Source organism: Paenibacillus sp. FSL R7-0272 (genome assembly GCF_037969905.1).
Taxonomy (GTDB): Bacteria; Bacillota; Bacilli; order Paenibacillales; family Paenibacillaceae; genus Paenibacillus; species Paenibacillus polysaccharolyticus.
The window spans coordinates 1,050,905-1,073,371 of sequence record NZ_CP150221.1 but is presented as its reverse complement, the minus strand read 5'-3'; the positions used below and the strand labels follow the sequence as shown (position 1 = coordinate 1,073,371).

The 22,467-nt window shown below is 47.5% G+C and carries 18 protein-coding genes; 9 read left to right on the top strand and 9 right to left on the bottom strand.

Translation table 11 applies throughout. The features are described from left to right. Positions 1–11 precede the first annotated feature (11 nt). The 3 genes from MKY23_RS04615 to MKY23_RS04605 are packed head-to-tail and all read right to left on the bottom strand — an operon-like array spanning position 12 to position 2,451. Positions 12–485: an SMI1/KNR4 family protein gene (locus MKY23_RS04615; RefSeq protein WP_339835719.1), complete on the bottom strand. Its 474-nt coding sequence runs from the start codon at positions 483–485 to the stop codon at positions 12–14. Then, positions 482–1,576, bottom strand: coding sequence for a beta-eliminating lyase-related protein (locus tag MKY23_RS04610; RefSeq protein ID WP_339835716.1), 1,095 nt, complete (start codon positions 1,574–1,576; stop codon positions 482–484). Before MKY23_RS04610 ends, MKY23_RS04615 begins: the two co-directional genes overlap by 4 nt. Before the next feature lie 14 nt (positions 1,577–1,590). After that, a complete protein-coding gene (locus tag MKY23_RS04605) occupies positions 1,591–2,451 on the bottom strand; it encodes a LysR family transcriptional regulator (RefSeq protein ID WP_339835713.1) in 861 nt (286 codons plus the stop codon). A 268-nt stretch (positions 2,452–2,719) separates the two neighbouring features. On the opposite strand from MKY23_RS04605, the gene MKY23_RS04600 reads away from it, so the two are divergent. From MKY23_RS04600 to MKY23_RS04575, 6 genes are all read left to right on the top strand, one after another. Continuing rightward, on the top strand, positions 2,720–3,712 hold the full coding sequence (locus MKY23_RS04600) for a zinc-binding dehydrogenase (RefSeq protein ID WP_339839212.1): 993 nt from the start codon (positions 2,720–2,722) through the stop codon (positions 3,710–3,712). Between the two features lie 84 nt (positions 3,713–3,796). Beyond that, positions 3,797–4,099, top strand: coding sequence for a hypothetical protein (locus tag MKY23_RS04595; RefSeq protein ID WP_339835710.1), 303 nt, complete (start codon positions 3,797–3,799; stop codon positions 4,097–4,099). A gap of 60 nt (positions 4,100–4,159) precedes the next feature. Next, complete coding sequence (locus MKY23_RS04590; RefSeq protein WP_339835707.1) at positions 4,160–4,378, top strand: hypothetical protein; 219 nt, start codon at positions 4,160–4,162, stop codon at positions 4,376–4,378. Between the two features lie 26 nt (positions 4,379–4,404). Then, positions 4,405–4,926, top strand: coding sequence for a hypothetical protein (locus MKY23_RS04585; protein WP_090917416.1), 522 nt, complete (start codon positions 4,405–4,407; stop codon positions 4,924–4,926). Beyond that, positions 4,926–5,339, top strand: a complete 414-nt coding sequence (locus tag MKY23_RS04580; RefSeq protein WP_339835703.1) for a hypothetical protein — start codon at positions 4,926–4,928, stop codon at positions 5,337–5,339. Before MKY23_RS04585 ends, MKY23_RS04580 begins: the two co-directional genes overlap by 1 nt. Positions 5,340–5,661: 322 nt before the next feature. Beyond that, complete coding sequence (locus MKY23_RS04575; protein WP_090917411.1) at positions 5,662–6,453, top strand: formate/nitrite transporter family protein; 792 nt, start codon at positions 5,662–5,664, stop codon at positions 6,451–6,453. Between the two features lie 177 nt (positions 6,454–6,630). On the opposite strand, the gene MKY23_RS04570 is transcribed toward MKY23_RS04575, so the two are convergent. From MKY23_RS04570 to MKY23_RS04550, 5 genes are all read right to left on the bottom strand, one after another. Next, entirely contained in the window at positions 6,631–7,083 is a 453-nt protein-coding gene (locus MKY23_RS04570; RefSeq protein ID WP_339835699.1) for an acetyltransferase, read from the bottom strand. A 268-nt stretch (positions 7,084–7,351) separates the two neighbouring features. Further along, on the bottom strand, positions 7,352–12,325 hold the full coding sequence (locus tag MKY23_RS04565) for a DUF5724 domain-containing protein (RefSeq protein WP_339835696.1): 4,974 nt from the start codon (positions 12,323–12,325) through the stop codon (positions 7,352–7,354). 36 nt (positions 12,326–12,361) lie between these two features. After that, on the bottom strand, positions 12,362–12,781 hold the full coding sequence (locus MKY23_RS04560) for a hypothetical protein (RefSeq protein WP_339835694.1): 420 nt from the start codon (positions 12,779–12,781) through the stop codon (positions 12,362–12,364). Positions 12,782–13,180: 399 nt separating this feature from the next. Beyond that, entirely contained in the window at positions 13,181–15,307 is a 2,127-nt protein-coding gene (locus MKY23_RS04555) for a molybdopterin oxidoreductase family protein (RefSeq protein ID WP_339839209.1), read from the bottom strand. A gap of 41 nt (positions 15,308–15,348) precedes the next feature. Further along, positions 15,349–17,652, bottom strand: a complete 2,304-nt coding sequence (locus tag MKY23_RS04550) for an FAD-dependent oxidoreductase (protein ID WP_339835691.1) — start codon at positions 17,650–17,652, stop codon at positions 15,349–15,351. Between the two features lie 505 nt (positions 17,653–18,157). Here MKY23_RS04550 and MKY23_RS04545 point away from each other — a divergent pair. Next, entirely contained in the window at positions 18,158–19,390 is a 1,233-nt protein-coding gene (locus MKY23_RS04545) for a nitrate/nitrite transporter (RefSeq protein ID WP_154891132.1), read from the top strand. Positions 19,391–19,473: 83 nt separating this feature from the next. Here the strand turns inward: MKY23_RS04545 and fabF are convergent, their stop codons facing one another. Then, entirely contained in the window at positions 19,474–20,712 is a 1,239-nt protein-coding gene (gene fabF, locus MKY23_RS04540) for a beta-ketoacyl-ACP synthase II (protein ID WP_339839206.1), read from the bottom strand. Between the two features lie 148 nt (positions 20,713–20,860). Between fabF and MKY23_RS04535 the strand changes: the two genes are divergently transcribed. Continuing rightward, positions 20,861–21,709, top strand: coding sequence for a helix-turn-helix transcriptional regulator (locus tag MKY23_RS04535; RefSeq protein WP_145332942.1), 849 nt, complete (start codon positions 20,861–20,863; stop codon positions 21,707–21,709). A gap of 74 nt (positions 21,710–21,783) precedes the next feature. After that, positions 21,784–22,458, top strand: a complete 675-nt coding sequence (locus tag MKY23_RS04530; RefSeq protein ID WP_339835684.1) for a response regulator transcription factor — start codon at positions 21,784–21,786, stop codon at positions 22,456–22,458. Positions 22,459–22,467: the final 9 nt, after the last annotated feature.

The following is a 22,467-nucleotide window of genomic DNA, read 5'->3' as shown; positions in this document are numbered from 1 at the left end:
CCCTCTCCCCGTTACTTCATCTGCTCCTCCACCCAGATTGCAGTCTCTGCATGCATCGTCATGAGTGCACAAAAATCAGACTCGATCTCTACTAACGGAACATCCTCCCCGCTGTCATGAATGAGCATCATCACTTTGCCAGAGGTCTCATCCAGAACGGCTATGCTACCCTCACCAAATCCGCCGATTGGAAAAAGCTTCAGCCCGCCAGGCAGGTCGTATTCCTTCTCGTACTCTCGATATGCATCCAGAAACTCGGGATACGCCCAGTCTAGCTCTTTGACTGAATACAAAGCGGGGTCACCAAAGTTGCACGCCCCGAATTCTAGTAGCAGCGCACGGTACGCCGCAGGCAGCTTCACTTGGTACTTTTGCTCAAAATTGTTGATGTCCTGCTCGGTTTCAGGTTTACTGCCACTCCCCATCGATGTTCCATATGCCTGCACCAACAAATCCCGAATCGGGTCTAGCTCTACGAATTTCATCTGTTTTGCAACTCTCCGTCCAGCCAAGTCAGTGCATCTCGTAGCTTGTCCTGTGGTATCAGGTCATAACGATCTCCTGTCGACATTTCGTATGAGCAGCTGTTGCCTCCGGTTTTGTTCAGATACGATGTAATGCCGATATCAAACTTCTGCACCATCTGCACGAGCAAGGGTTCAACCTCGGAAGCTGCGAGTGTAAAGTGAACGTGAAACATATTGGATACAGGAGTTTCAGGGATCGTGTGAATCCCGTGGCATGCATTGAACAGCGAGGCAAGTTCCTTGGCCTGCTCGTAATAATGTCCCATTTTGCCAACACGTTCATTGTAATAATACTTGGAGCTGAGAATATACGGATACAGTCCGATCAGATCGCCGCCATGCCGCCGTTTCCACACCTTGGATTCCTGCATGATGTCCGTATCCCCAGCAAGAATAGCTCCTGCAATGCCGCCAATACCTTTGTAAAAAGAGATGTATACACTATCAAACAAACCGCAGATCTCCGCTGGTGTTTTCTCGTAATAAGGCGTGATCTCAAACAGGCGCGCTCCGTCCAGATGTAACTTGATCCCGTGCTCACGGCAGTATGCCGAGATCGCCTCCAGTTCCTCATAAGCCGGCAATTGCCCACCTATCTCTCGCTGTGGTAACTCAAGTAACAAACAGGCGTATTTCCCCTTAATTCCTTTCACATCATCAAGTGTAATCATACGATCCGCTTCTCCCAGCAAAATGCTTTCGATCTGATGCAGCTCCTTTAGTCCATCTTCTTCATGAATCTCCAGGTGAGACAGCGGATGATACGCAACTCGCTTGATGCCTGCCCGGTCACACCAGATGCGAAGTGCAATCTGCTGCGCCATCGTGCCGCTTGGGAAAAACACCGCCGCTTCCTTCCCTAGCACATCTGCCATCTCCTGTTGAAACTCATCAATGATTGAGCCATTCCCGTAGTGGTCACTGAACGTTTCTCCATCCACCTGTTCCAGCGCCTCTTTCAACACTTTCACTTTGCGGCTACCGTGCCCGCCTACAATGTACGCCGCCTGACCGAATGCGTCGGCAAGTGTTAATTTGTTATTTTCCAAAATCAACCTCTCCTTTACTGTTCCGGTATCGTCATAATCTCCACTAGAGCCTGGAGCGCGTTAGAACGATGTTCACCATGAGCATAAACAAATCCTACTTCCAGACGAGAATACGGGTCAGGAAGTGATACGAGGTGTACCTCATCTCTGGATGCCGCTTGAACCACCGAAGAACGGGGTAACAAGGATACGCCTAAGCCGGAAGAAACACCATGGATAATGGTATCGAGTGTCCCATATTCCATGACATTTAATGAATGAACCCCTTGGGTTTTCAAAAAATCCTCCGCCTGAGCTCTGTGCGTGCATCCAACCTCAAAAAATAACATCGGCTTGCTGAGCAGTGTTGACATGTCATATTCGCCCGGTTTAACGATGAGCACCAGTTCATCGTCATACATTTTTATATAATTCAGCTTCTCATGTTTGACCGGGCCATACACCAAAGCGCCATGTAATTCATGGGCTATAACCTTCTGATTCAGCTCGTGTGTACCACCTGTGACAAGGGAATAACGTACCTTCGGATAACATGCGCAGTACTCGGCCAGAAGCGGTGTCAGAAAACGAGAAGCCGCAGTCTCAATCGAACCCAAACGAAGATTTCCTGTCGGTGGACTTCCTTCCTGTGCGGCCTGCTCTGCTTCATCTAATAATTCCAGTATTCGATCTGCGTATCCCAGCAGGTTCTCCCCCGCTGGAGTGAGCAGCATGCCACGATTAGAGCGATGAAACAACGGTACTTGAAGCTGATCTTCCAATTGTTTGATTCGTGTGGTCACGTTGGACTGAACATAATTAAGTGCGATGGCGGCTTTAGTGATACTGCCTTCGCGGGCAACCGCCTGGAATATTTTCAAATCCCCTGCATCCATTTTCTTCTCACCTGCTTGTCTTTATATCAGAGCATTCCGCCCTATTGAGATGTCGTACATCAGGCTAAACACTCTTCATTTCTTCACGTATTCTTATCTATCATTATTCCTGATACTGACCTTCATTTCTGTTTATTTTACGTGTTTCCATCTCGCCTGTACAATGACTCCGTAATGAGTCGTCTATCTACTCTATAAGAGCACTAAGCACGATGACAGAGTAACTATATTATACAGGGAGGTAACATCCATGAACGTATCCAAAACGATGAATGCAATCATCCATTCAGGTCATCGCGGCCTTGAAGGCCTTCAATATTCAACCTGTCCAACACCTGAAGCAGGCCTCGGACAAGTCGTTGTAGAGCTGCGCGCTGCTGGACTGAATCACCGGGATCTCTTCATTATGTCAGATCGTACGCCTCAAGACACTCCGCTTATTCCCGGATCGGACGGGGCAGGCATTGTGGTAGAAGTTGGCGAAGACGTGCAACATATCTCCATAGGCCAAGAAGTCATCATTCACCCGACGCTCGGCTGGGAACATACCGCAGACGTACCTGTCGTTCCAGGTATAGTCGGCGGCCCTTCGCATGGAACACTAGCGCAATATATTACACTGCCTGCCAGCAATGTGTTGCCCAAACCTGAACATCTTTCCTGGATCGAAGCTGGTGTATTGTCTCTTTCTGCACTCACGGCGTATCGTGCGCTGTTCACTCGCGGGGGGCTGAAAGCAGGCGAACATCTTCTGATTCCCGGAATCGGAGGTGGTGTCGCAACGTATGCTCTTCTTATGGCTTTAGCTGCGGGAGCGAAGGTTACCGTAACATCCAGAAGTGAGGTTAAACGAGCTGAGGCATTACGTCTCGGGGCCCATCAAGCTTTGGACAGTCATGCAGATTGGAAGAGTACGATGAATATTCAAGAGCCTGTTGATATCATTCTGGACAGTATTGGACAAGTGATGTTTCCCAAATACGAAAGTGTCATCCGACCTGGCGGCCGCATCGTCATGTTTGGCGCAAGTTCTGGCGATGACTTACATCTGCCGATTCGTTCGATCTTTTTTCCACAGATCAGCTTGATCGGTACTTCTATGGGCAGCCGTGAGGAGTTTGTACAGATGCTGGATTGGGTAGATAAACATAAGATCCGCCCTGTAATAGACAGCATCTATCCACTGCAAAATACGGCACAGGCGTTTGAACGCATGGAAAAAGGCGAGCAGTTCGGCAATATCGCGATTACGATGCGCTAAACAACGACCTTTTTACCATGAACTTTCCCCTTATCAATGATAGACTAATGCTTAGACATGGTCATCAGATAGGGGGATTTGTCTTTGACTTGTTTTCTAAAACGTCATATGAAACGAGCTATCCTTGTGCTGATTGTATTTTTGCTTGCTGCTCAGATCCCTGTGATGAAGGAATTGCTGGCTAGAGGAGCTACAACATTATACGCAGCTGTCAAGTATCCAGATCAAACGATCACATTTGAACACTTTGAATATGAGCCGCACTTTGGGGACTATATCATTTCCTATAATACTCATAAGTCAGATGCGCTACATCTCGCATTAGCACCAAAAATGCTACCCATTTTCGTAAAATATGATCCATGGAGTGAGCCTATATTAGACTAAACGGGCCTGCACCACCTTATTCATTCAATCCATTTCATTATTCAGGAGGAGGTACTAGCAATGTCCAATCACGAACATCTCGTCGCATTAGTTCGCAAAATCATGAACACGGAAGGAACGGAGCAAGAATTAGATGATATGCTGACAGAGGTGCAGAAGGCTCTTCCTTATGCGGAGGTCAGTAATCTGATTTTCTGGGATGAACGTGAGTTAACTGCGGAGCAGATTGTAGAAGAAGCACTTCAAGCTCGCCCAGTACAGCTCCCGCCCCAATCTTGAACTTATTCAGGAGGTGAATGATATACATGTCTAATGAAGATAAAGAAATACATTATGCAATTGGAGCTCATCATTTCGATTCAGCGACTTCAGAAGAAAAACAGGAAGCGCTTCGTCAAATCATCGAATTACATGATGCAGAAATAACTCGGCAAGTCCTTGCTCTTGGTATGAATACACAGGAGGAAGATCTGGTGCGTATTGAAGCTTGGCGAGCCCTCGGTATGGCGGGAACTTCTCCACTTCTTACTGAAATTCTTGAAGCAGCGGGAAAACTGGTACGTAATCCGGAAGAAGACGAAGATGTTCAGATTTATGCTTTAATGGCGTTAGTCCTGCTCCCCGTTACCGAGGCTGAAATTGGGCTGGCTCTGGATGTCATTCAGTCGGATGCCTACATACTGGTGCGGAGTGCCGCTTTCGATATAGTAAAAGTAAACAAACACCGACCGCATGCTGTGCTGGTGCTGGAATCACTGCAAACGCATCCTGAGTTCGGTACTGCGGCAGTACGGGAACTTCAATCTATCCCGGGACGTGATCATTAATGAATTCGAACGATAAACAGCAGTCACCAGAACAAGCCGGTGAACATTTAACAGAGGAAACGACTCAGGCGGTACATCTTACTCAAGGCGAGATTCATGCCATTCAGAAGGCACTTCTTTTTCTCAAGTTCGAATGTGAAGAGACCTCCTCTTTGTTGTATTCAGGCAGTCCCTTAATCAATAGTGCTCTTAGCAAACTGAGAGAGGCAGACATTCACGGCGATTTTTCCAAACAGTTTCACTCTCGCCCTAGTCCCCATGCAGAAGCGTTTATGCGCGATAAGCTGGAACGCTCTTATAGCGAAGAGCATGTTCCACATGAACGGACAGAAGCACAGCTGAATGACATCTGGCAGAGTTGCATGTTCCCCTTTCCTGCAACCTCCTACAAACAAGATTCTGATCCTAAATAATTTAAAGTTCTTCCCCTGCGGAAGGGCACACCAGCCCACGGCATTCTCGGGCGATCTATTGATGTATAGTTTAAATTCTTTCATTTCGGTCCACTATTGAAGCAAATTACAGGTATAATGTAGAAAAGTTAGGGCGTGTCTGAAAACGCTGAAGGAAGCAGATTTTGCTAATTTTTTGTTCCAAGCCAGGAAGTTTATCGTAGGCGTGCCGGGGCACGTCAAGGGAAAGTGACGCAGCAGGGGGCAAAAAGGCGGTAAAAGATGCACTTCAGCGGATTTCAAGACACGCCCCAGTTGATCCATTACATACAGGAGGGGAATTATGGAAACGGAAGGTTTACGGGGCGTCGAGCAGCTTGCTCTGAAGAAACACAAAATTTACAAGCAAAGTTTGTTGCGATATCTGTCACGCTCTATGCTAGCCAGCATGTTCATCGGATTCGGGGTCATCGTAGCTTTTAAGACGGGCAATTTCTTCTATATGGAGAATTCCCCATTCACATACCCTATGGCAGCCATTACGTTCGGTGCGGCAATTATTCTGATTGCCTATGGCGGCGGTGACTTGTTTACAGGCAATACGTTCTATTACACCTATGCGGCATTACGCAAAAAACTGCGCTGGTTTGAAGTGGTTAAGCTGTGGATTGCGAGCTACAGTGGAAACTTGATGGGCGCGGCGGTATTTGCCCTGTTGATTTATCTTACGGGACTGTTCGATTCGGCACAGGTGAACGGTTTCCTACTCAGTGTAGTCGAGCACAAAATGGAAGCTCCAGCGATGCAGCTCTTTTTCCGCGGAATCCTCTGTAACTGGCTCGTGTGTCTGGCGTTCTTTGTGCCGATGTTCATGAAAGAGAATGGCGCCAAGATGTTTGCCATGATGCTTTTTGTGTTTTGTTTTTTCATCTCGGGATATGAGCACAGCATTGCGAATATGTGTACGTTTGCGATTGCGCTTGTGTTAAACCACCCGGGCACGATCTCATTCGGTGGTGTGATTCACAACCTGGTGCCTGTGACGCTCGGTAATCTGGTAGGAGGCGTGTTGCTGATGGGCTTCATGTATTATGCGGTGAACAAACCTTTCCTGGACGATGAAGAGGCACATTAATTTTTTTGAAAAATAGCCCCCCTTCCTTCCCGGTTCAATGACCACGGTTCACCAGTAAGGAAAACATAGAACCCCGGTAGCGTCTCCCATACAGGAGTCACCGCCGGGGTTTTTATCTTTACCTAGAGAAGCATCTTAAACCGTTCTCACTTAAGCCTGACAGATGATTTCTCCTAATCAAGCTCCTGTTCGTTTCATCTCCAGATGAAGCAACGGAAAAGGATTACCTGAACTGTCCAGTTCGGATCGTCCTGTCTGTACAAATCCCAGCTTCTCATAAAACCGGGCCGCATCCTCATTCTGTTCATTCACATCTACTCTAAGCTCAGTGCCTTTCATTTTCATCGTTTGATGAACCAGAAATCGCCCAACGCCTTGTCCCTGAAAATCCTCGTCCACAAACAACATCTCAATAAAGCTATTGTCCAGACCGATGAAGCCAATCGGCTCTTGCTCGGTATCCAGCACTTCCCAGACCTCGACTTGTTTGAATTCCAAAGCTTCACCGACCATCTTTTTATAAAACAGAATGTGATGCTCCTCCAGAAATGTATGGGTTGCTCGAACAGCACGCTCCCAGATGGCTACTAACTTGGCGTGATCCTGCTCCCGATAAGGTACCATTAACATATCTTATGCACTCTCCTCTGCTGAAAACATAACGTAGCGCAGAATCCCATCCGTACTTACTCATGTACCATTCGTATGTACCTTGATTCCTGCGTATATCTTAACATATTCTGTCATCCTCAACATCTGCAAACAACAGCATTATATAGCCAATCCAATCCATAGATTACACCGCTTCTTTTCTCATTAAAAAATGGTATGACCAATAGACCGCCCCAAGTGAGGCGGTCTATTGTCATTCCGGTATATTAATGCTACACATATATTTTTATTGCTGAAGCTGTGCGAGAATCTGCGGATCTTTGATTTTCTTGTCCTCAGCCAGCAGTACGATTTTGGACAAAATCTCGGCGGTTCTTGGATCTTCATCCAGGAATGGCAGGAAGATTCTTCCGCGATGCTGGCTATGCACAGGCACGATATACATTGCACCAGTGGCCTGCTTGAAGACATTACCGCTTCCCAAATGAACGGCATATTCACCCAGTTCACCTTCAATTCGTGCATAATTGCCGTCCAAACGCACATTATCCAGCTTGAGCAAACGCAAAGACTCATTCACAATGACATGTCGCATCTCTATGGTCGTAAGACTTGCCTCTGGATCCACACCGCCAACATGTGCGATGCTAACCACGAGATCAATATCACGCATGACCTCTGAGAAGAACACCTGTGGTACATCCTTCAATTCTACAGGTTTATACGTGCGACGATCATAGAATTGAACGGTCTCCAGCGTAGGTGCCTCTGTATCTGCTGGAGAGAACCAGTCCGCCATCGCATAGAGATTAGCGATCAAGTTATGCTCATAACTCACCTTTTGCAATCCCTCTTCATAACTTACCGTCCATTGACGACTTTTCAACAAACTTACCGTTTTATTCGGCTGAATCTGATATCCTGCGTAGCGACGAGAGACCGTACCTTGAGCAAGTTCATCTTCATTCGGCAGGTAAAGTTCGCGGAAAACCTGTTTAAACGGCTGACGCTCCTGACGAGTAAAGAGATCGCGCTGGAATTCACTCCACTTGCCGCTCTCATACAAATGTAGCGGATGTGCAATCAGCAACTGATCTTCTTCCTTCAAGGTATAGGCAACTCCCTCTGCGACCGGGGCTAGCAAACCACCGGATGCAACATCAAATCTTCCAAGCTGTTCACCTGACTTGAAGATCAACGTCCTGAGTAGCGGATGAATGACCGGATTAAGCATCAGACTTGCAATCTCCTGACGTGTGAAGGCTGTGCCTGCGACCATGGAGCGCTCCAGTTCCTGTCTAGCCCGTCGATACTGATCGACCAGATCGGATTTTAGCTCCTTCAACTCTGCAATATATCCGTCCTTTTTGAGACGAGCAGGAACGGACTTCAGCACTTTGCCTTTACTAACAATGACGAGATCAGCCTGCCCCTCCTCATCAATGACGAGTTGAGCCGTCGTATCGTCATCCAGTGCATGTGGTTCGAAATACGATTTCACCTCATCCAGCTTACGCGCTTCCATATCCCACATGAGACGTGTTACATCAGCATAACCCGCGTTCCGCGCAAGGTTACCAAGCGCAATCTGTGAAGCTAATCCTTCACTCGCGCGCCGCTGCGCCCCGAACTGCTTGCTCTGCAACTGAAACTTCTGGATAAAGTCGTAACGCTCTCTTACATCCCGATCCCGTTCCTCTGCCAGCGGAATCAGACTATAGGTCAGTAAGTGATCCTTATTCCGCTTGTCTGCTACCGAATCATACATGTCCTTCAGACTGAGTTTGCCAAGCGCTGCATCTGCGAACAATTGTGATCTGCGATGGTTGGCTCCGCCAGAGATGTACTTCGCACAATCGTACAACAGGTTGAATCGCTCTTCTCCAACCTCAGCGTAAGCCTCTTCAAACCAGGCGATATCAAAGGCCCCATCATTAAAGTCCTGCGGCGTAATTGGGGAGTAATGCGCAACAATTGTTTCCTTCTCCGCACTGAATTGTTCATTAATGTGAGCATGGAAGTACCAAGCCGCACTACGAAGCCCTTTCCAGCCTAGATGTTTCGCCACAAGTTCCATCCATTGCGGTGCATACATGGCGGCTTCCAGCAGCTTTTTCTCCTTAACCGGATACTTCTGCAGCAATTCCGCCAGCAACTGTTCATCTTCCCCAGCCCGTGGATGACAGTGCTTAATCAGATAACTGAACATTTCTTTACGCGTTGTATTCCCTTCACCATAACTATAAATATATCCACGAACAAACGTATCCTGATCCATGGCAGCAACCAGATGCACCCAATGTTCCATGCCTTCAATGCGTTCCAGTTTCATAGCCAGATTACTCACTTCAGTAGATAGTTCCCCCCGGGTCAGTTCAATCTCCAGAATGCGATTGACCACCGTATCGCGCAGTTGAATCAGCTTTGGATCATCTTTGATCCGCTCTGTGCGAGCCGAGGTCATGTCACGGATGAACAGATAACGGAACGGTCCAACCATCAGTTGACGGTAAATCTCCTGATTATCAATCAGCTCTAATTGGTAGGCTCGCAGGAAATCGTCAAGTGACAGGAGTGACAACGGATGGTAAGGCTCTACCAGATGAGAGAATTGATAGGCTGTCTGGAAATATCGCTTAAAGCTCGCGTCGTCATACACGGCATTCCGGACAATATATTTCCACGGTTCAGTCAGAATCTGAAGCATTCCCATTTCCTTCTCCATATGCTCTGCAGGCATACTTAAAATAATGGAACCCCATGCCTTCTCTGCAATCTCGAAGATTTCAGCTGAATCACGATCCAGAAATGCAGCCGAGATCAATGCATGAACCTGATCTTTATATGGCAGTGTGCCCATCATCTCGTGCAGCTTCACCATCTCATTCAATGGATAGGTCTGTTCAGCAAATGTTTTGCGCCAGCCCTCTAGTAATGGCATCTTTCTTAATTTGTCGTAATCATACTGCTCTCGATAAAAAGAGTAATGTTCATCCAATGTGCCGTTCAGCTTGCCTAACTGCAGTTCGACATATAGCTGTAACAGTTCAATACTGCTCAGACCGTTTTGCTCGAAATATTGCTTCCACACTTCATCCAGCGGAAACTGATCCAGTTGTTTCATTTTCGACCGATCGCCATAAGGAACCTTGGAACGAAGGCTGGTTCCGACTAACAGGGTATCTTTGTAACCCGCATAGTACTCCACCACATATTCATGATCCCTGTGCTCATGAACCAGTTCATTTAATCCTTTCATGAAGGCACTGATCTTATCCAGTGATATATTAAATATATCCTTCGGTTTGTTGCCAGAAAGGTCACGTTCTTCATCGAGCAGCGTTTGCCGTTGATTCGGGTCAAATAGACCATAGCCATTGGAGGCCGTATAACGACTTCCTTCATCAAACAGTTTGTCGAGTAGCTTCTGTTCCTTGGCTGTAGGCTTCTCTAGTTCCTCTGCGAATGGCTTGAGCTGTTCCAGTTGCTCTGCACGTGCCGTATCCGTTTTAATCTCCGTTAACAGTTCAAGTGCACCCAGACGTTGCAGCTCATTCTTCGTTTTTAGTAATCGTTGAACTGAGTCTTTCAACTTCTCAACAGGTTGCAACAACAGGGCTTGAATCACCTTTTGCCGGAGTGATCCCGTTTTGAGTTTTAACAGTACTTCCATCTGCTGTAGCTCATCTTCGGTTAGTACCAACTTTTTCACTTTTTGCAATGCACTCTCACGGTTACTCATGCTTTTGTCAGACAAACTTTCAAACACAAACTGGCGCTGCACCTCGTTATCAGGCTCTTGCACAAAATGCGACAGTAGCTCTCCGCGCATTTCGGGGCTTAATCGATTCTTGAGAGCAATGATCTCAGCAATCCAGTCCGCATCCATATCATAAGCAGCCAAATACAACATTTTTTTGATGACGTCATCACTATCGATCTGATAGTGCACAAAATCCAGTACCCCTGAAGGCCCGCCTGAACCGCCCTTAGGAATAAAATCCAGCATCTGTTTGAATTGATCAAAATCATGGCGGCGTGCCTGTTTATCTTCAAGCACATCCCAGCGAGGTACATAGACACTGCGTTGGTGTTCTCCCTCTTCAAAGCTCCAATTGTGCGAATACGCCGCCGTATAATTTTTCACAACCCAGTGTATTAATTCCGGATGTTGCACATCCAGATGATTACGTGCCGTAGCAAGACGAAGCCCCAGGTACTGGCTGTTAGCCAGTACGTACTGAGCTACGATCTTCTGGTACACCTCACCCTGTTCCATGATCTCAGTAACCTTAGGCTGCAAGTCATTCTCTTCAATGACCGCCGTGGCCCACAGGCTGATGTATAGTTTATTAGCATTTTTCTCCTGTCTCCACGCCTCACGAATATCCTCATGTATTAGCGCTTCGTAGACCTGTTCAAGTAATTGTGTTGCCACACGCTGGTTGGCCGCTTCAATCCCGATCCCTGTCCACACGCCCAATGCTCTGACGACAGAGCTGAACCGTATCAGATTGTTGTCCAGAATGATTTTTAATATGTAAATATACGCTTCTAACGTGCCTTCGTCCATTCGTTCCACAATGCTCTGGCGAAGTCCTTCCTGCAGTCTGGCTGCAATCAAGAGTTCACCCACCATGTGATAGGCTTCGGCCTGCTCACTCATAAAAATGCCTTTAATCATCTCGTTTGTCAGTAACGCAGCCTGATTATCCCCATAGATAATATCGTGCAGTGCCTGCTTGACTTCAAGGTTCGAATGATCCAGTTCATAGGCAATACAGTCCGGCAACACTGCACGGAACTCATGCTGATGAAGCATGTTTGGCTCACGAATGGTTAAATACTCGTTCAAACTAAACCCTCTTGCCTCCATCCGGAATAAACCAAGCAACTTGCGCATCACATGAACAACATGTTGTCTTGGATCGGCGGTCCGGAAAGGTCTGCGCTCATAGCTTGTACTATATGGATACAGCGTCGCACCTTCAGCAATATAGCGGAATCTGGCAACAAACCCGTCAGAGGCCAAGTGCTCAAGCACCTCAAGGATCGGCTGGAATAATGGCTGTTGCTTCTCGATCGCAAGGTTGATAAGTTGTCTTTCTATATTAAAATAGTCCTCTTCATCCCCACGTAAGTAAGTTGATTCTGCCAACGTTATCACATATTTCGCTACGTCCAGCTTTGCCCCTGTAAGCGTAGCTGCTTTCTCCTGTAATCCCTCAATATACGCCTGTACCTGATCTTCCTGATTCATCCTGTTCTCCTCCTTGTCATACTGCTTCTGCTCTACCTACCATAGACGTCCAGCTAGCATCGTGAAACGGATAAAGGTCACATGAGCTCCATCCTCTATGTTCAGTGGTTGATCCAAATCTTCCAATTCCTCATCATTCAGAAATACTTTGTACAGCCCGTCTTCATAAGCAAGTATCGCGGCTTCCTTCGCTTCCCCAAGATCAGGAACGCCCTCGCCATGTATTGTGCCAAAACCTACTTTTCCCTTAGCACCCTGCGCGTCTATGTCTTCAGGCATCAGATAGACAAGCATCCCCGCTGTGTCCTTCCTCTCCCGAAAAGCTTGCACCTGTTGTCCAACCATGTTCTCGATAAGCAACCGAAGTGTGCTTGTTGTTTCCGGAAGTTCAGCGGCTTGTTTTGCAAGAGCCGGTTTGCGTTTGCCCAGACTTTTCACTGTAATCCATACATTCAATGCATCATTCCTCCTTTCATGACTTCTATCAAAACTCATCTCAAAAAAACCATTTTATTACAAATATATAGATTCCTTATCCATCAACAGTTAATACCCTGTAGTGGCATCTTGCAAAACAGAACAAATACGTACATATGTACCCCTAATGAACATCATAACGAAATTTCTCACCTCTTTCATGGGCCAATATTCATGTTTCCATCGAACTAGCGAACTAGGGCTTGTCTTGAAACCCACTGAAGTGCATCTTTTCCCCCTTTTCGCCCCCTGCTACGCCACTTCCCCTTGACATGCCCCGGCACGCGGTTACACATATAACGCAAAAAGCCGCTCCATCCCGCAAACTTCATGAGATGGGCAGCTATTTATTCTTGGAACAATGCATTGATTCAATAGTTAGACCAGTCGTAACGGCTGAATTTTCACGGCAGCTGTCTTAAATCCAGGCATTCGGCAGAAGGGATCCAGATCAGGCCTCGTTGCCCGGTTCACATTTTGCATTCCGCCCCAGTGCATGGGCACAAACAGCGTATCCTCGCGGATGGATGCCTTGATTCGTGAACGAACAGTGAAGCTTCCGTAGGCCGACTGGACCTCCACCCACTCTCCGTCACGGATGCGATGGCGAGCTGCCGTTGACGGGTGCAGTTCCACAAAGTTCTCTAACTCACGAGCAGCAAGTGCTGGGCTTCTGCGTGTTTGCACACCTGTTAGATAATGAGCGAGAATACGCCCATTCGTTAGAATCAAGGGAAAAGCTTCCGAAACATCATCCCACCCTAGACTGACTCCCGGAGTAAACGTAGCTTTTCCGTCGACATGAGCAAATCGTTCATGAAACAACATTCCCTCGCCCTGCTCATCTAAAGAAGGACAAGGCCAGTACACTCCTTGTTCATTTCTCAGTCGTTCATAGGTGATTCCATAGTAATCCGCTACTCCGCCACGACTCGCAATTCGTAATTCATTGAAGATATCCTCAGCCTTCGCATATTGAAACAACGAACCTTTGCCCAGCTTCTCGGCAATGCGGCACAAAATGTCCCAATCGTCTAACGTTTCTCCAGGTGCAGACCTTCCTTGTTCCCGCAGGAGAACGCGCCCTTCGAGATTGGTGAGTGTGCCTTCATTTTCCATATAAGCGGTTACGGGCAGTACAAGATCGGCCAATCTGGCCGTTTCAGACAGAAACATATCGGCTACGACGAGAAAATCAAGCTTTCGTAAACCTTCCTCTACCAAGCTTACATTCGGATTTGAAACGATCGGATTAGAACCCATCACAAGCAAAGCGCGAATGTCCTGCTCATAGATACGTTCCATCATCTCATAAGCTGATACACCTTTGCCTGGCAAAAGAGTAGGGTCTACTCCCCAGACAGATGCTATATATGCACGGTCTTCCTCATTTTCAATAGAACGGTATCCTGGTAGCTGATCTGCTTTCTGTCCGTGCTCCCGTCCCCCCTGTCCATTTCCTTGTCCGGTAATTGCGCCATATCCGCAACCTGTTCTGCCGATCTTTCCGGTTGCGAGCACCATATTCAGAAAATGCCGGACAGCCATGTGTCCATCCGTCTGTTGTTCCACCCCGCGTGCCGTCATAATCATGCCAGTATGTGCTTCGCCATAAGCCATTGCCGCCTGACGGATCAAGTCCAGTTCGACCCCACATGCTTTTGCGGTCTGCTCAAGATTGAGACTTTCCATCTCCTGCACAAGCTGTTCATATCCGGTCGTACGTTTCTGAACAAAGCTGGAATCAGCCAAGCCCGCATCCATAATTACCTTCAGCATCGCATCGGCCAGCAGTGCATCCTTACCCGGTTTCACTTGGAGGTGAAGATCAGCAATGGCTGCCGTTGCTGTCTTACGAGGATCAATCACAATAATAAACGTTCCATTTTCCTTCGCTTCATTAAAATACGGCAAGAGCGTTGGCTGACACTCAGCTACATTCGTTCCTACCAGTATGATACATGCTGCTTTAGGGATGTCCGAAAGCGGAAACGTTAATCCACGATCCATTCCGAAAACTTTGCTACCGGCAGAAGCTGCTGCTGACATGCAGAAGCGGCCGTTATAGTCGATGTACTTGCTGCCGAGTGCTACGCGGGTAAATTTTCCAAGCAGATATGCGGTTTCATTGGTCAACGATCCTCCGCCGTATACGCCTACGGTATCAGAACCATACGTCGTTTGTAGCTGTTGCAACCGATCAGCAATCGTCTGCATTGCTTCATCCCATGAGCATGGCTCCAATTCTCCCTGACGGCGAATGAGCGGATACATCAAACGCTCGGAACTGAACACTTGCTGATGAGCATTCATTCCCTTCACGCACAGGCGGCCCTGCGAAGCCTTATTAGGAACGCCCTGAACCATATACTCCGCCACTTTCTGACCTGCAACGGGAGCAGCAAGCTCTTCTACGGACATTTTGCATTGCACACTGCAATAAGGACATTGGGTCTCTTTTACATATAACCTCGACTTCGCTTGGTCTGTATTTACCGCGTCCATCATCATGCTCTCCTGCCTTTCCGGGTTATTCATCTAAGCCTTCAAGCTTTCACCTGAACAATGAGGTTTTCAAAAAGTGTCTCCGTTCCACGCTCAGCCTCCTTTTCGCGCTCCTGTGTACGATTAAACGTAAGTTCTCGCTGGAATTGTGTATTCAAAAGCGTTTCCCGAATCGACATCACTCCCAGACGTTCCGTCCACATCCATAAAGGTTCATCAAACCAAGCCGTTTGTCGATACCATTGCAGACAGGCCGATGCGAGAATGAACGCTTGCTGCTCTGATTCCGTTGTCCCGAGCAAGGAACCCTCCTTCACCGGATGCCCAGCATGACCTCCGACGTAAATTTCCCATCCAGCCGGAGAAGCCTGCAGGCCTAAATCGGAAACCAGTACATTCACCGGGGATCGAGAACCCCAAGCAATAGCGATGTTCACTTCGGAAGGCATCGTTGCGGTGCCCCAATCGGTACGAAGTCTCGTTTCCAGCTCACTTGCAGTAATATTAGAAGCCAATAATGATACATGTCGCTCCGAATAGATGTGCATCTGATCATGTCCCTGCACAAGTTCCCCTTGTAAATCTTCCGCTTCCAGTCCGTAAAGGTCTGTCTTCAGCACTGTTTTCACATCATTTTCTGCGGAGGACTTCATTAATCCTGAAACACAAACATAATAGCGAATTGCAGGAAGGCATACCGGGCACCCGTGTTCCGAATGCCAGTTCAGCTCCTTCAACAGTGAATTGAACTGTGTGTTTTCCAATGGAAGGACTCCAGATCCAACGTTCGAAATGTCAGCTGCTTTTGCATATGTCTCCAGGATTACGCTTACCCGATGCTTCAGCTCTGCGTGGCTCATCTCCGTACAGTGACATACAGGGAGCTCGGCAGGTTTTTCCTTCGTACCGCCTGATTCAGCACTTGTGCTGATACCTCCATCAACCTCCACACGTTTAGCGAGTTTCAGCAGAGCACCCACCATAGGTTTACAACCACCGCATGAACCTGAAGCTTTGGTTTGTTGCTTCACTTGTTCTTCCGTTTCCAGCCCTTGCTCCTGAATGGCTTTTAAGATCGCTGCTTTGGTTACATTGTTGCAAGCGCAGACCGTTTCCTGGCTTGGAAGAGCAGCTGCTGCTGTTACTGCAGGATCTGGCGTATCTTCCTTGGAGGCAAGCTCAGCCACATCGGCTCCACGTTGTACCAGCCCAAGGAGGGCCGTGCCCTCAACCGTGTTACCAAACAAAATGGCACCTCTAACCTTGCCAGCTTGCATCAGCACTTTTTTGTACGTGCCCTGAACACCATCCAAATGCTGAATGGCCGTCTGCAACCCTTCGTCACTGATGTCTCCTGCCGAGAAAACATCTACCCCCGAGACTTTCAGCTGTGAATACGGAACAGAACCTGCATAGCCCGGCACCTCCTGTCCGCACAATGTGCGCGCCAGCACCTTTCCCTGCTCATACAGCGGTGCTACCAGACCATAACTGATCCCCCGATGCTCTGCACATTCTCCCACGGCATATATATCTGGTACGCTGGTACGCATATGATCGTCAACCACAACAGCACGATGTGTAGCAATGCCGCTTCTCCTGGCCAGATCCACATTCGGGCGAATCCCGACAGCAACAATGACCAGTTGTGCCTCCAGTTTGGATCCATCTGTGAAAAGCAGACCCTGCGCTTGTGAACGTCCGGTAACTTTTTGCGTATTTTTATTCAAAAGAAAGGACATGCCCTGATCTTCAAGCTCACGTTGAAGCATCGCTGCAGCTTCGTAATCCAGTTGTCGATTCATAATATACGGTGCATTATGGACCACCACCGCTTCCATCCCTAGATGCAACAGTCCCCTTGCAGCCTCCAGCCCAAGTAATCCACCACCGATGACAGCCGCTTTGCGGTATTCTTTGGAGTAATCTGACATGCGAGTACAGTCATCAATGGACCGAAAAGACATTACACGCCCCTTATCAATGCCCGGAATTGGCGGAATAAACGGAGAGGACCCTGTCGCGAGGATCAATATGTCGTAGGTTTCCTTTTTGCCAGCTTCCGTCTCAATGAACTTCGTACGGGTGTCAATCCGATGAACAGTCTCACCTGTGCACAGCCGGATATTACGCTCCGCATACCAGGTCCAGTCATTGATGATAATGTCCTGTATGGAATGCTCACCTTGAAGTACTTTGGATAACATAATTCGATTGTAATTAGGGCGAGGTTCCGTTCCGTAGATGACAATCTCATACCGATCCGGCTCCAGGTTAATAATCTCTTCTACACATTTCACTCCAGCCATACCATTGCCGATAACTACCAGTTTCTTTCTACTCATGGGCCGCCCCCTATCCCTTTCACATCTGCAAACTAAACCGAATTGCCTCTCTCTGATTTAAAACGCAAAGACCCCTTTTCCGATTTAAAACAGAACAACCCCTTCTTTGATTTAAAACGCAATAACCCCTTTTCCTTATGGGGAAAAGGGGCACCATTGCCTCCGAGCTCTACACGCCATTGTGCAGATTCTTATTAAATTCAGATTAATTGAATTTAAAATATATGTCAACTAAATTGACATGAAATAATGAAAATTGGGTCATAAAATAAATATTTTAAAATTTAATGTTATTTTTATTGACATTACCTTTTTCCCTTTTTATAATTTGAATCAAAATCACAGCGATGTGATCATCTCAGAAGCGGGAACACAAAGACGTGTACCGCCTGTCGGCAACGGGGCCGCAAATCGTTCTAATTCAGGACGGCTTGCGGCCTTTTTCTGCCCGAACAAAAACATAGAGACATAACAAAGAACCTACTTGGATGAGGAGCGATGAGGAATGGTAGAGAGCAAAAGTTTTTGGAAAAGCGGGCATAAGCCCACACTGTTCGGAGCATTTATGTATTTTGACATCAGTTTTATGATCTGGGGTATGCTCGGTCCGCTCGCTGTTATTATTGCCATGGATTATCCGATGACCCCGTTGGAAAAAGCAAATCTGGTCGCCCTGCCCATTCTCGGGGGTTCCATCCTGCGGCTGGTGCTTGGCTTCATGTCCGACTATATTGGTCCCAAAGTAACCGCTCAGATCGGTATGTTATTCACCCTCGTTCCATTGTTACTGGGCTGGTTATGGGTGGATTCGCTCAGCCAACTATATGTCGTAGCTCTTTTACTCGGCGTAGCGGGCGCCTCATTTGCAGCCGCGCTGCCGCTTGCAGGACAGTGGTATCCTAAAGAACATCAAGGTCTTGCCATGGGGATCGCCGGAGCAGGTAATAGCGGAACGGTTCTTGCTACCTTGTTTGCCAATCGTCTGGCCACTCATTTTGGTAGCTGGGAAGTTGTTTTCGGACTCGCGATCATCCCGATTGTTATCGTCTTTATCCTCTTTTCCATCTTCGCCAAAAACAGTCCGAATCGTCCAGAGCCTAAGAAGTTATCCCAGTACGGAACTTTGCTTAAACAAAAAGATGCCTGGGTCTTCTGTGCCTTCTATTGTGTCACCTTTGGCGGTTTCGTTGGACTGTGTAATTATCTGACTATTTTCTTTAATACCCAATATGGACTTTCTGCCGTTCATGCCGCTGACATTACGACGTTCTGTGTCATTGCAGGCAGCTTCTTCCGGCCTGTTGGTGGTTTTCTGGCGGATAAAATTGGCGGAACCCGGATGCTTACCTTCTTGTACTCCGGCGCCTGCATCATGCTTCTGGGTGTATCCTTCCTACCGCCGCTTCCGGTAGTCATCGTCATGTTGTTCCTCGGCATGATGTGCCTTGGGGCCGGGAATGGTTCTGTATTCCAGCTGGTTCCACAACGTTTTGGCAACGAGATTGGTCTGATGACAGGCATCGTAGGGGCTGCTGGAGGTTTGGGAGGTTACGCGTTGCCACTCATTCTGGGTCAACTGTACAGCTCTTATCAATCTTACACGCCAGGATTTGTTATTCTCAGTCTCATCGCTGCCGCTTCCATGTGCCTTGTTCTCTTCATGCAATCCCGCTGGCGGGTAAGCTGGCTGAGCAGAAGTGGCAAAGGCATTGCGGATTCAACTTCTCTGACGTCTTGATCCCTTGCCTACACATGAAAACAGCGCAGCCATATTGGCGGCGCTGTTTGTTTTATTCCTATCAATTATTCAATCCATTTTGCTCATGCTGAATACTTCTGAAGAATAATAACCGCATTATGTCCGCCGAAGCCGAAAGAATTGGACATGCCCGTCTGCAAGACCGCTTCTCTCGCGACATTTGGGACATAATCCAGATCACATTCGGCATCTTTCTGCTCCTGATTAATGGTTGGCGGTATGATGCCTTGGCGCAGCGTTTGAACGAGAGATATCGCTTCTGCTCCCCCTGCAGCACCAAGCATATGCCCTGTCATGGACTTGTTCGCTGTTACGGGGATATGATAGGCCAACTCGCCGAAAAGCTGTTTTATTGCCCTCGTTTCAGAAAGATCCCCCGCCTCCGTGCTGGTCGCATGGGCGTTGATCACACCGATATCTCGAGGCTCCAGCTTCGCATCCCGCAACGCTGCCCTCATGGCAAGATAAGCTCCACGGCCTTCAGGATGAGTAGCTACCATGTGGTATGCGTCAGAGGTAGCTCCGTATCCGATAACTTCAGCGAGAATATTTGCTCCCCTTGCCTGTGCATGAGACAGAGCTTCCACGACCAGAATCCCTGCCCCCTCGGCCATAACAAATCCATCTCTGCCTGCATCAAAAGGTCGGCTCGCCGCTGTACAAGCTTCATTTCTGGTAGATAACGCTGTCGCATTGCCGAAACTCGCAAGCGATATTTCTGTGACTGCCGCTTCTGTACCTCCCGCAAAAATAACATCTGCTCCTCCGTGGCGAATCAGCCGGTAGGCTTCACCAATGGCTGTGTTTCCAATTGAACAGGCCGTTACCGGGGAGAGCGTTGGCCCCCAGCAGCCAAACCTCATACTGACTGTGGCTGCCGCCATATTGGATATCATCATCGGGACAAGCGTTGGACTGACCCGCGATGCTCCTCGTCCTGACAAGACACTGCCCTGATCCATCAAAGTCTGAATACCACCTATACCTGAGCCAATATATACACCTACTCGCTCCCGGTCCAGCGATTCCAGCACTAGACCTGAATCCGATAACGCCTGGTCTGCTGCTGCAACAGCAAATTGTACAAACCGATCCATGCGCCTAGCTTCTTTGCGTCCAAATCTGGCTTCACCATCAAAATCATGAATCAATCCGCCCATTCTTGTTTTATACAATGCGCTGTCCAGATGTTCAATCGGAGAAATTCCCGATCTGCCTTCCTTCAAAGCGCCCCAGAATGTATCTACATCATTGCCGAGTGGAGAGATCACACCCATTCCTGTAATCACAACACGTTCCATACTCATCCCGCTTAGTCCTCCTTATAACGTTCTTCATTCGGTTTCCTGATGCTTATGCATTCATAGTGCCATTTCTGTATATCCTATTACAAGTTGTCATTTATCATAGTATAATGACTACCATGATAAACAGATTGAAGGTGATCCATTGAGTGATGTTATTCGACTACAGGCGTTATCCACTTTTCTGAAAACACAGCGTTCGAAACTCTCTCCAGAATCCGTTGGCTTGCCTGCAGGAGGCCGGCGAAGAACACCTGGTTTAAGAAGAGAAGAAGTCGCCCAATTGGCCAACGTCAGCACGACCTGGTATACCTGGCTGGAACAAGGACGAAGCATTCAGGTTTCACATGCTGTACTGGACAGCATTTCTTCTGCTCTCAGACTCACTGCAGATGAACGTAAATACTTGTTTTCTCTAGCTACGGAGCATTATTCGGATCTGCCCGTGCCGGAACCAGACACGCTTCAGCTTCACCCGTCATTGCAGAAAATCTTGCAGGAATTGCGCTATTGTCCTACCATTATCTCTGATCGGCGCTGTTTCATCGTCGGCTGGAATGAAGCTGCAGCACAAGTTTTTATGAACTTTGAACAGATCCCCTTAGAGCAGCGGAATATGATTAGTCTGGTATTTGATCGAAAAGAGTTGCGCAGGCTTGCAGTGAACTGGGAGGACTTCGTCAGCGGATTTTTATCTATTTTTCGTGGCTATTATGGTCGTTATGTCGACGATGAATGGTATAATTTATTTTTGAATGATATGATGAATCGCCACCCTGATTTTCAAGCATTATGGAAACAAAGCAGCGTAAGCAGTGCTCCTGACGTATGGATTGAATTCAGACATTCGAGAGCAGGAAAAATGTTGTTTGATCTGACCTCACTACAAATTCAAGGTAATTCTGATTTGCGATGCAGCATTTATACACCCGCACCAGAAACGGCAACAGAGCGTAAACTCATGCAACTGCTTGATCGAAGTAATGAATCCTGAATTGCTTACTTGCCAGGGAGAGCGACATCCATTACCTAACATACCTATATAACGTGGATTTAGAAAGGAACACCATGACTAAAGTGCTTATTATAGAGGACGACAACATGCTGGGCGACACTTTATCCCTGTATTTACAAGGTGAAGGCTACGAAGTAGATCGTGTGGACACCATCGGGTGTGCACTTTTGCAGCTTGAAACCAGACCAAATATCATTTTAATAGACCTGATGTTACCTGATTCAGGTGGTAAAAATCCATGCGCAATCATGCGTGAACATACCTCCCTTCCGATGATTGTCATTTCTTCGTTAACCGAGGTGTCTGAACGTATTCGCTCCTTAACCGACGGCGCAGATGATTTTGTCTGTAAACCGTTCAGCATGCAGGAACTGAAGGCTCGCATCGAGGCCGTTTTACGCCGCTATGCTTTATTGGAAAACTCTGTAGTGACCGAAACCGAAACAGGGTTAAGCCTCGATCTCGCACGCAGAACCATTTTGCTAAACAATCGCAGAGTCGAAACCACATTTTCCGAATTTGAGATCATGAAGCTGTTTGTGCTTAATCCTGGCAAAGTGTTCAGTCGGTACGCTTTAATCGAGGCCATTCGCGGAATAGATGCGTATATTAATGATCGGACCATTGATGTACATATTACGAAACTTCGCAAAAAAATTGAAGATAACCCGAAAAACCCCCAATATATTCAAACCATATGGGGGGTCGGGTATAAATTCACACCTTAGCATGACCTC

Coding starts and splice junctions, on each gene's coding strand:
- MKY23_RS04615 (WP_339835719.1), bottom strand. CDS start 485: ATGAAATTCGTAGAGCTAGACCCGATTCGGGATTTGTTGGTGCAGGCA.
- MKY23_RS04605 (WP_339835713.1), bottom strand. CDS start 2,451: ATGGATGCAGGGGATTTGAAAATATTCCAGGCGGTTGCCCGCGAAGGC.
- MKY23_RS04600 (WP_339839212.1), top strand. CDS start 2,720: ATGAATGCAATCATCCATTCAGGTCATCGCGGCCTTGAAGGCCTTCAA.
- MKY23_RS04590 (WP_339835707.1), top strand. CDS start 4,160: ATGTCCAATCACGAACATCTCGTCGCATTAGTTCGCAAAATCATGAAC.
- MKY23_RS04585 (WP_090917416.1), top strand. CDS start 4,405: ATGTCTAATGAAGATAAAGAAATACATTATGCAATTGGAGCTCATCAT.
- MKY23_RS04580 (WP_339835703.1), top strand. CDS start 4,926: ATGAATTCGAACGATAAACAGCAGTCACCAGAACAAGCCGGTGAACAT.
- MKY23_RS04575 (WP_090917411.1), top strand. CDS start 5,662: ATGGAAACGGAAGGTTTACGGGGCGTCGAGCAGCTTGCTCTGAAGAAA.
- MKY23_RS04570 (WP_339835699.1), bottom strand. CDS start 7,083: ATGTTAATGGTACCTTATCGGGAGCAGGATCACGCCAAGTTAGTAGCC.
- MKY23_RS04565 (WP_339835696.1), bottom strand. CDS start 12,325: ATGAATCAGGAAGATCAGGTACAGGCGTATATTGAGGGATTACAGGAG.
- MKY23_RS04555 (WP_339839209.1), bottom strand. CDS start 15,307: ATGGACGCGGTAAATACAGACCAAGCGAAGTCGAGGTTATATGTAAAA.
- MKY23_RS04550 (WP_339835691.1), bottom strand. CDS start 17,652: ATGAGTAGAAAGAAACTGGTAGTTATCGGCAATGGTATGGCTGGAGTG.
- MKY23_RS04545 (WP_154891132.1), top strand. CDS start 18,158: ATGGTAGAGAGCAAAAGTTTTTGGAAAAGCGGGCATAAGCCCACACTG.
- fabF (WP_339839206.1), bottom strand. CDS start 20,712: ATGGAACGTGTTGTGATTACAGGAATGGGTGTGATCTCTCCACTCGGC.
- MKY23_RS04530 (WP_339835684.1), top strand. CDS start 21,784: ATGACTAAAGTGCTTATTATAGAGGACGACAACATGCTGGGCGACACT.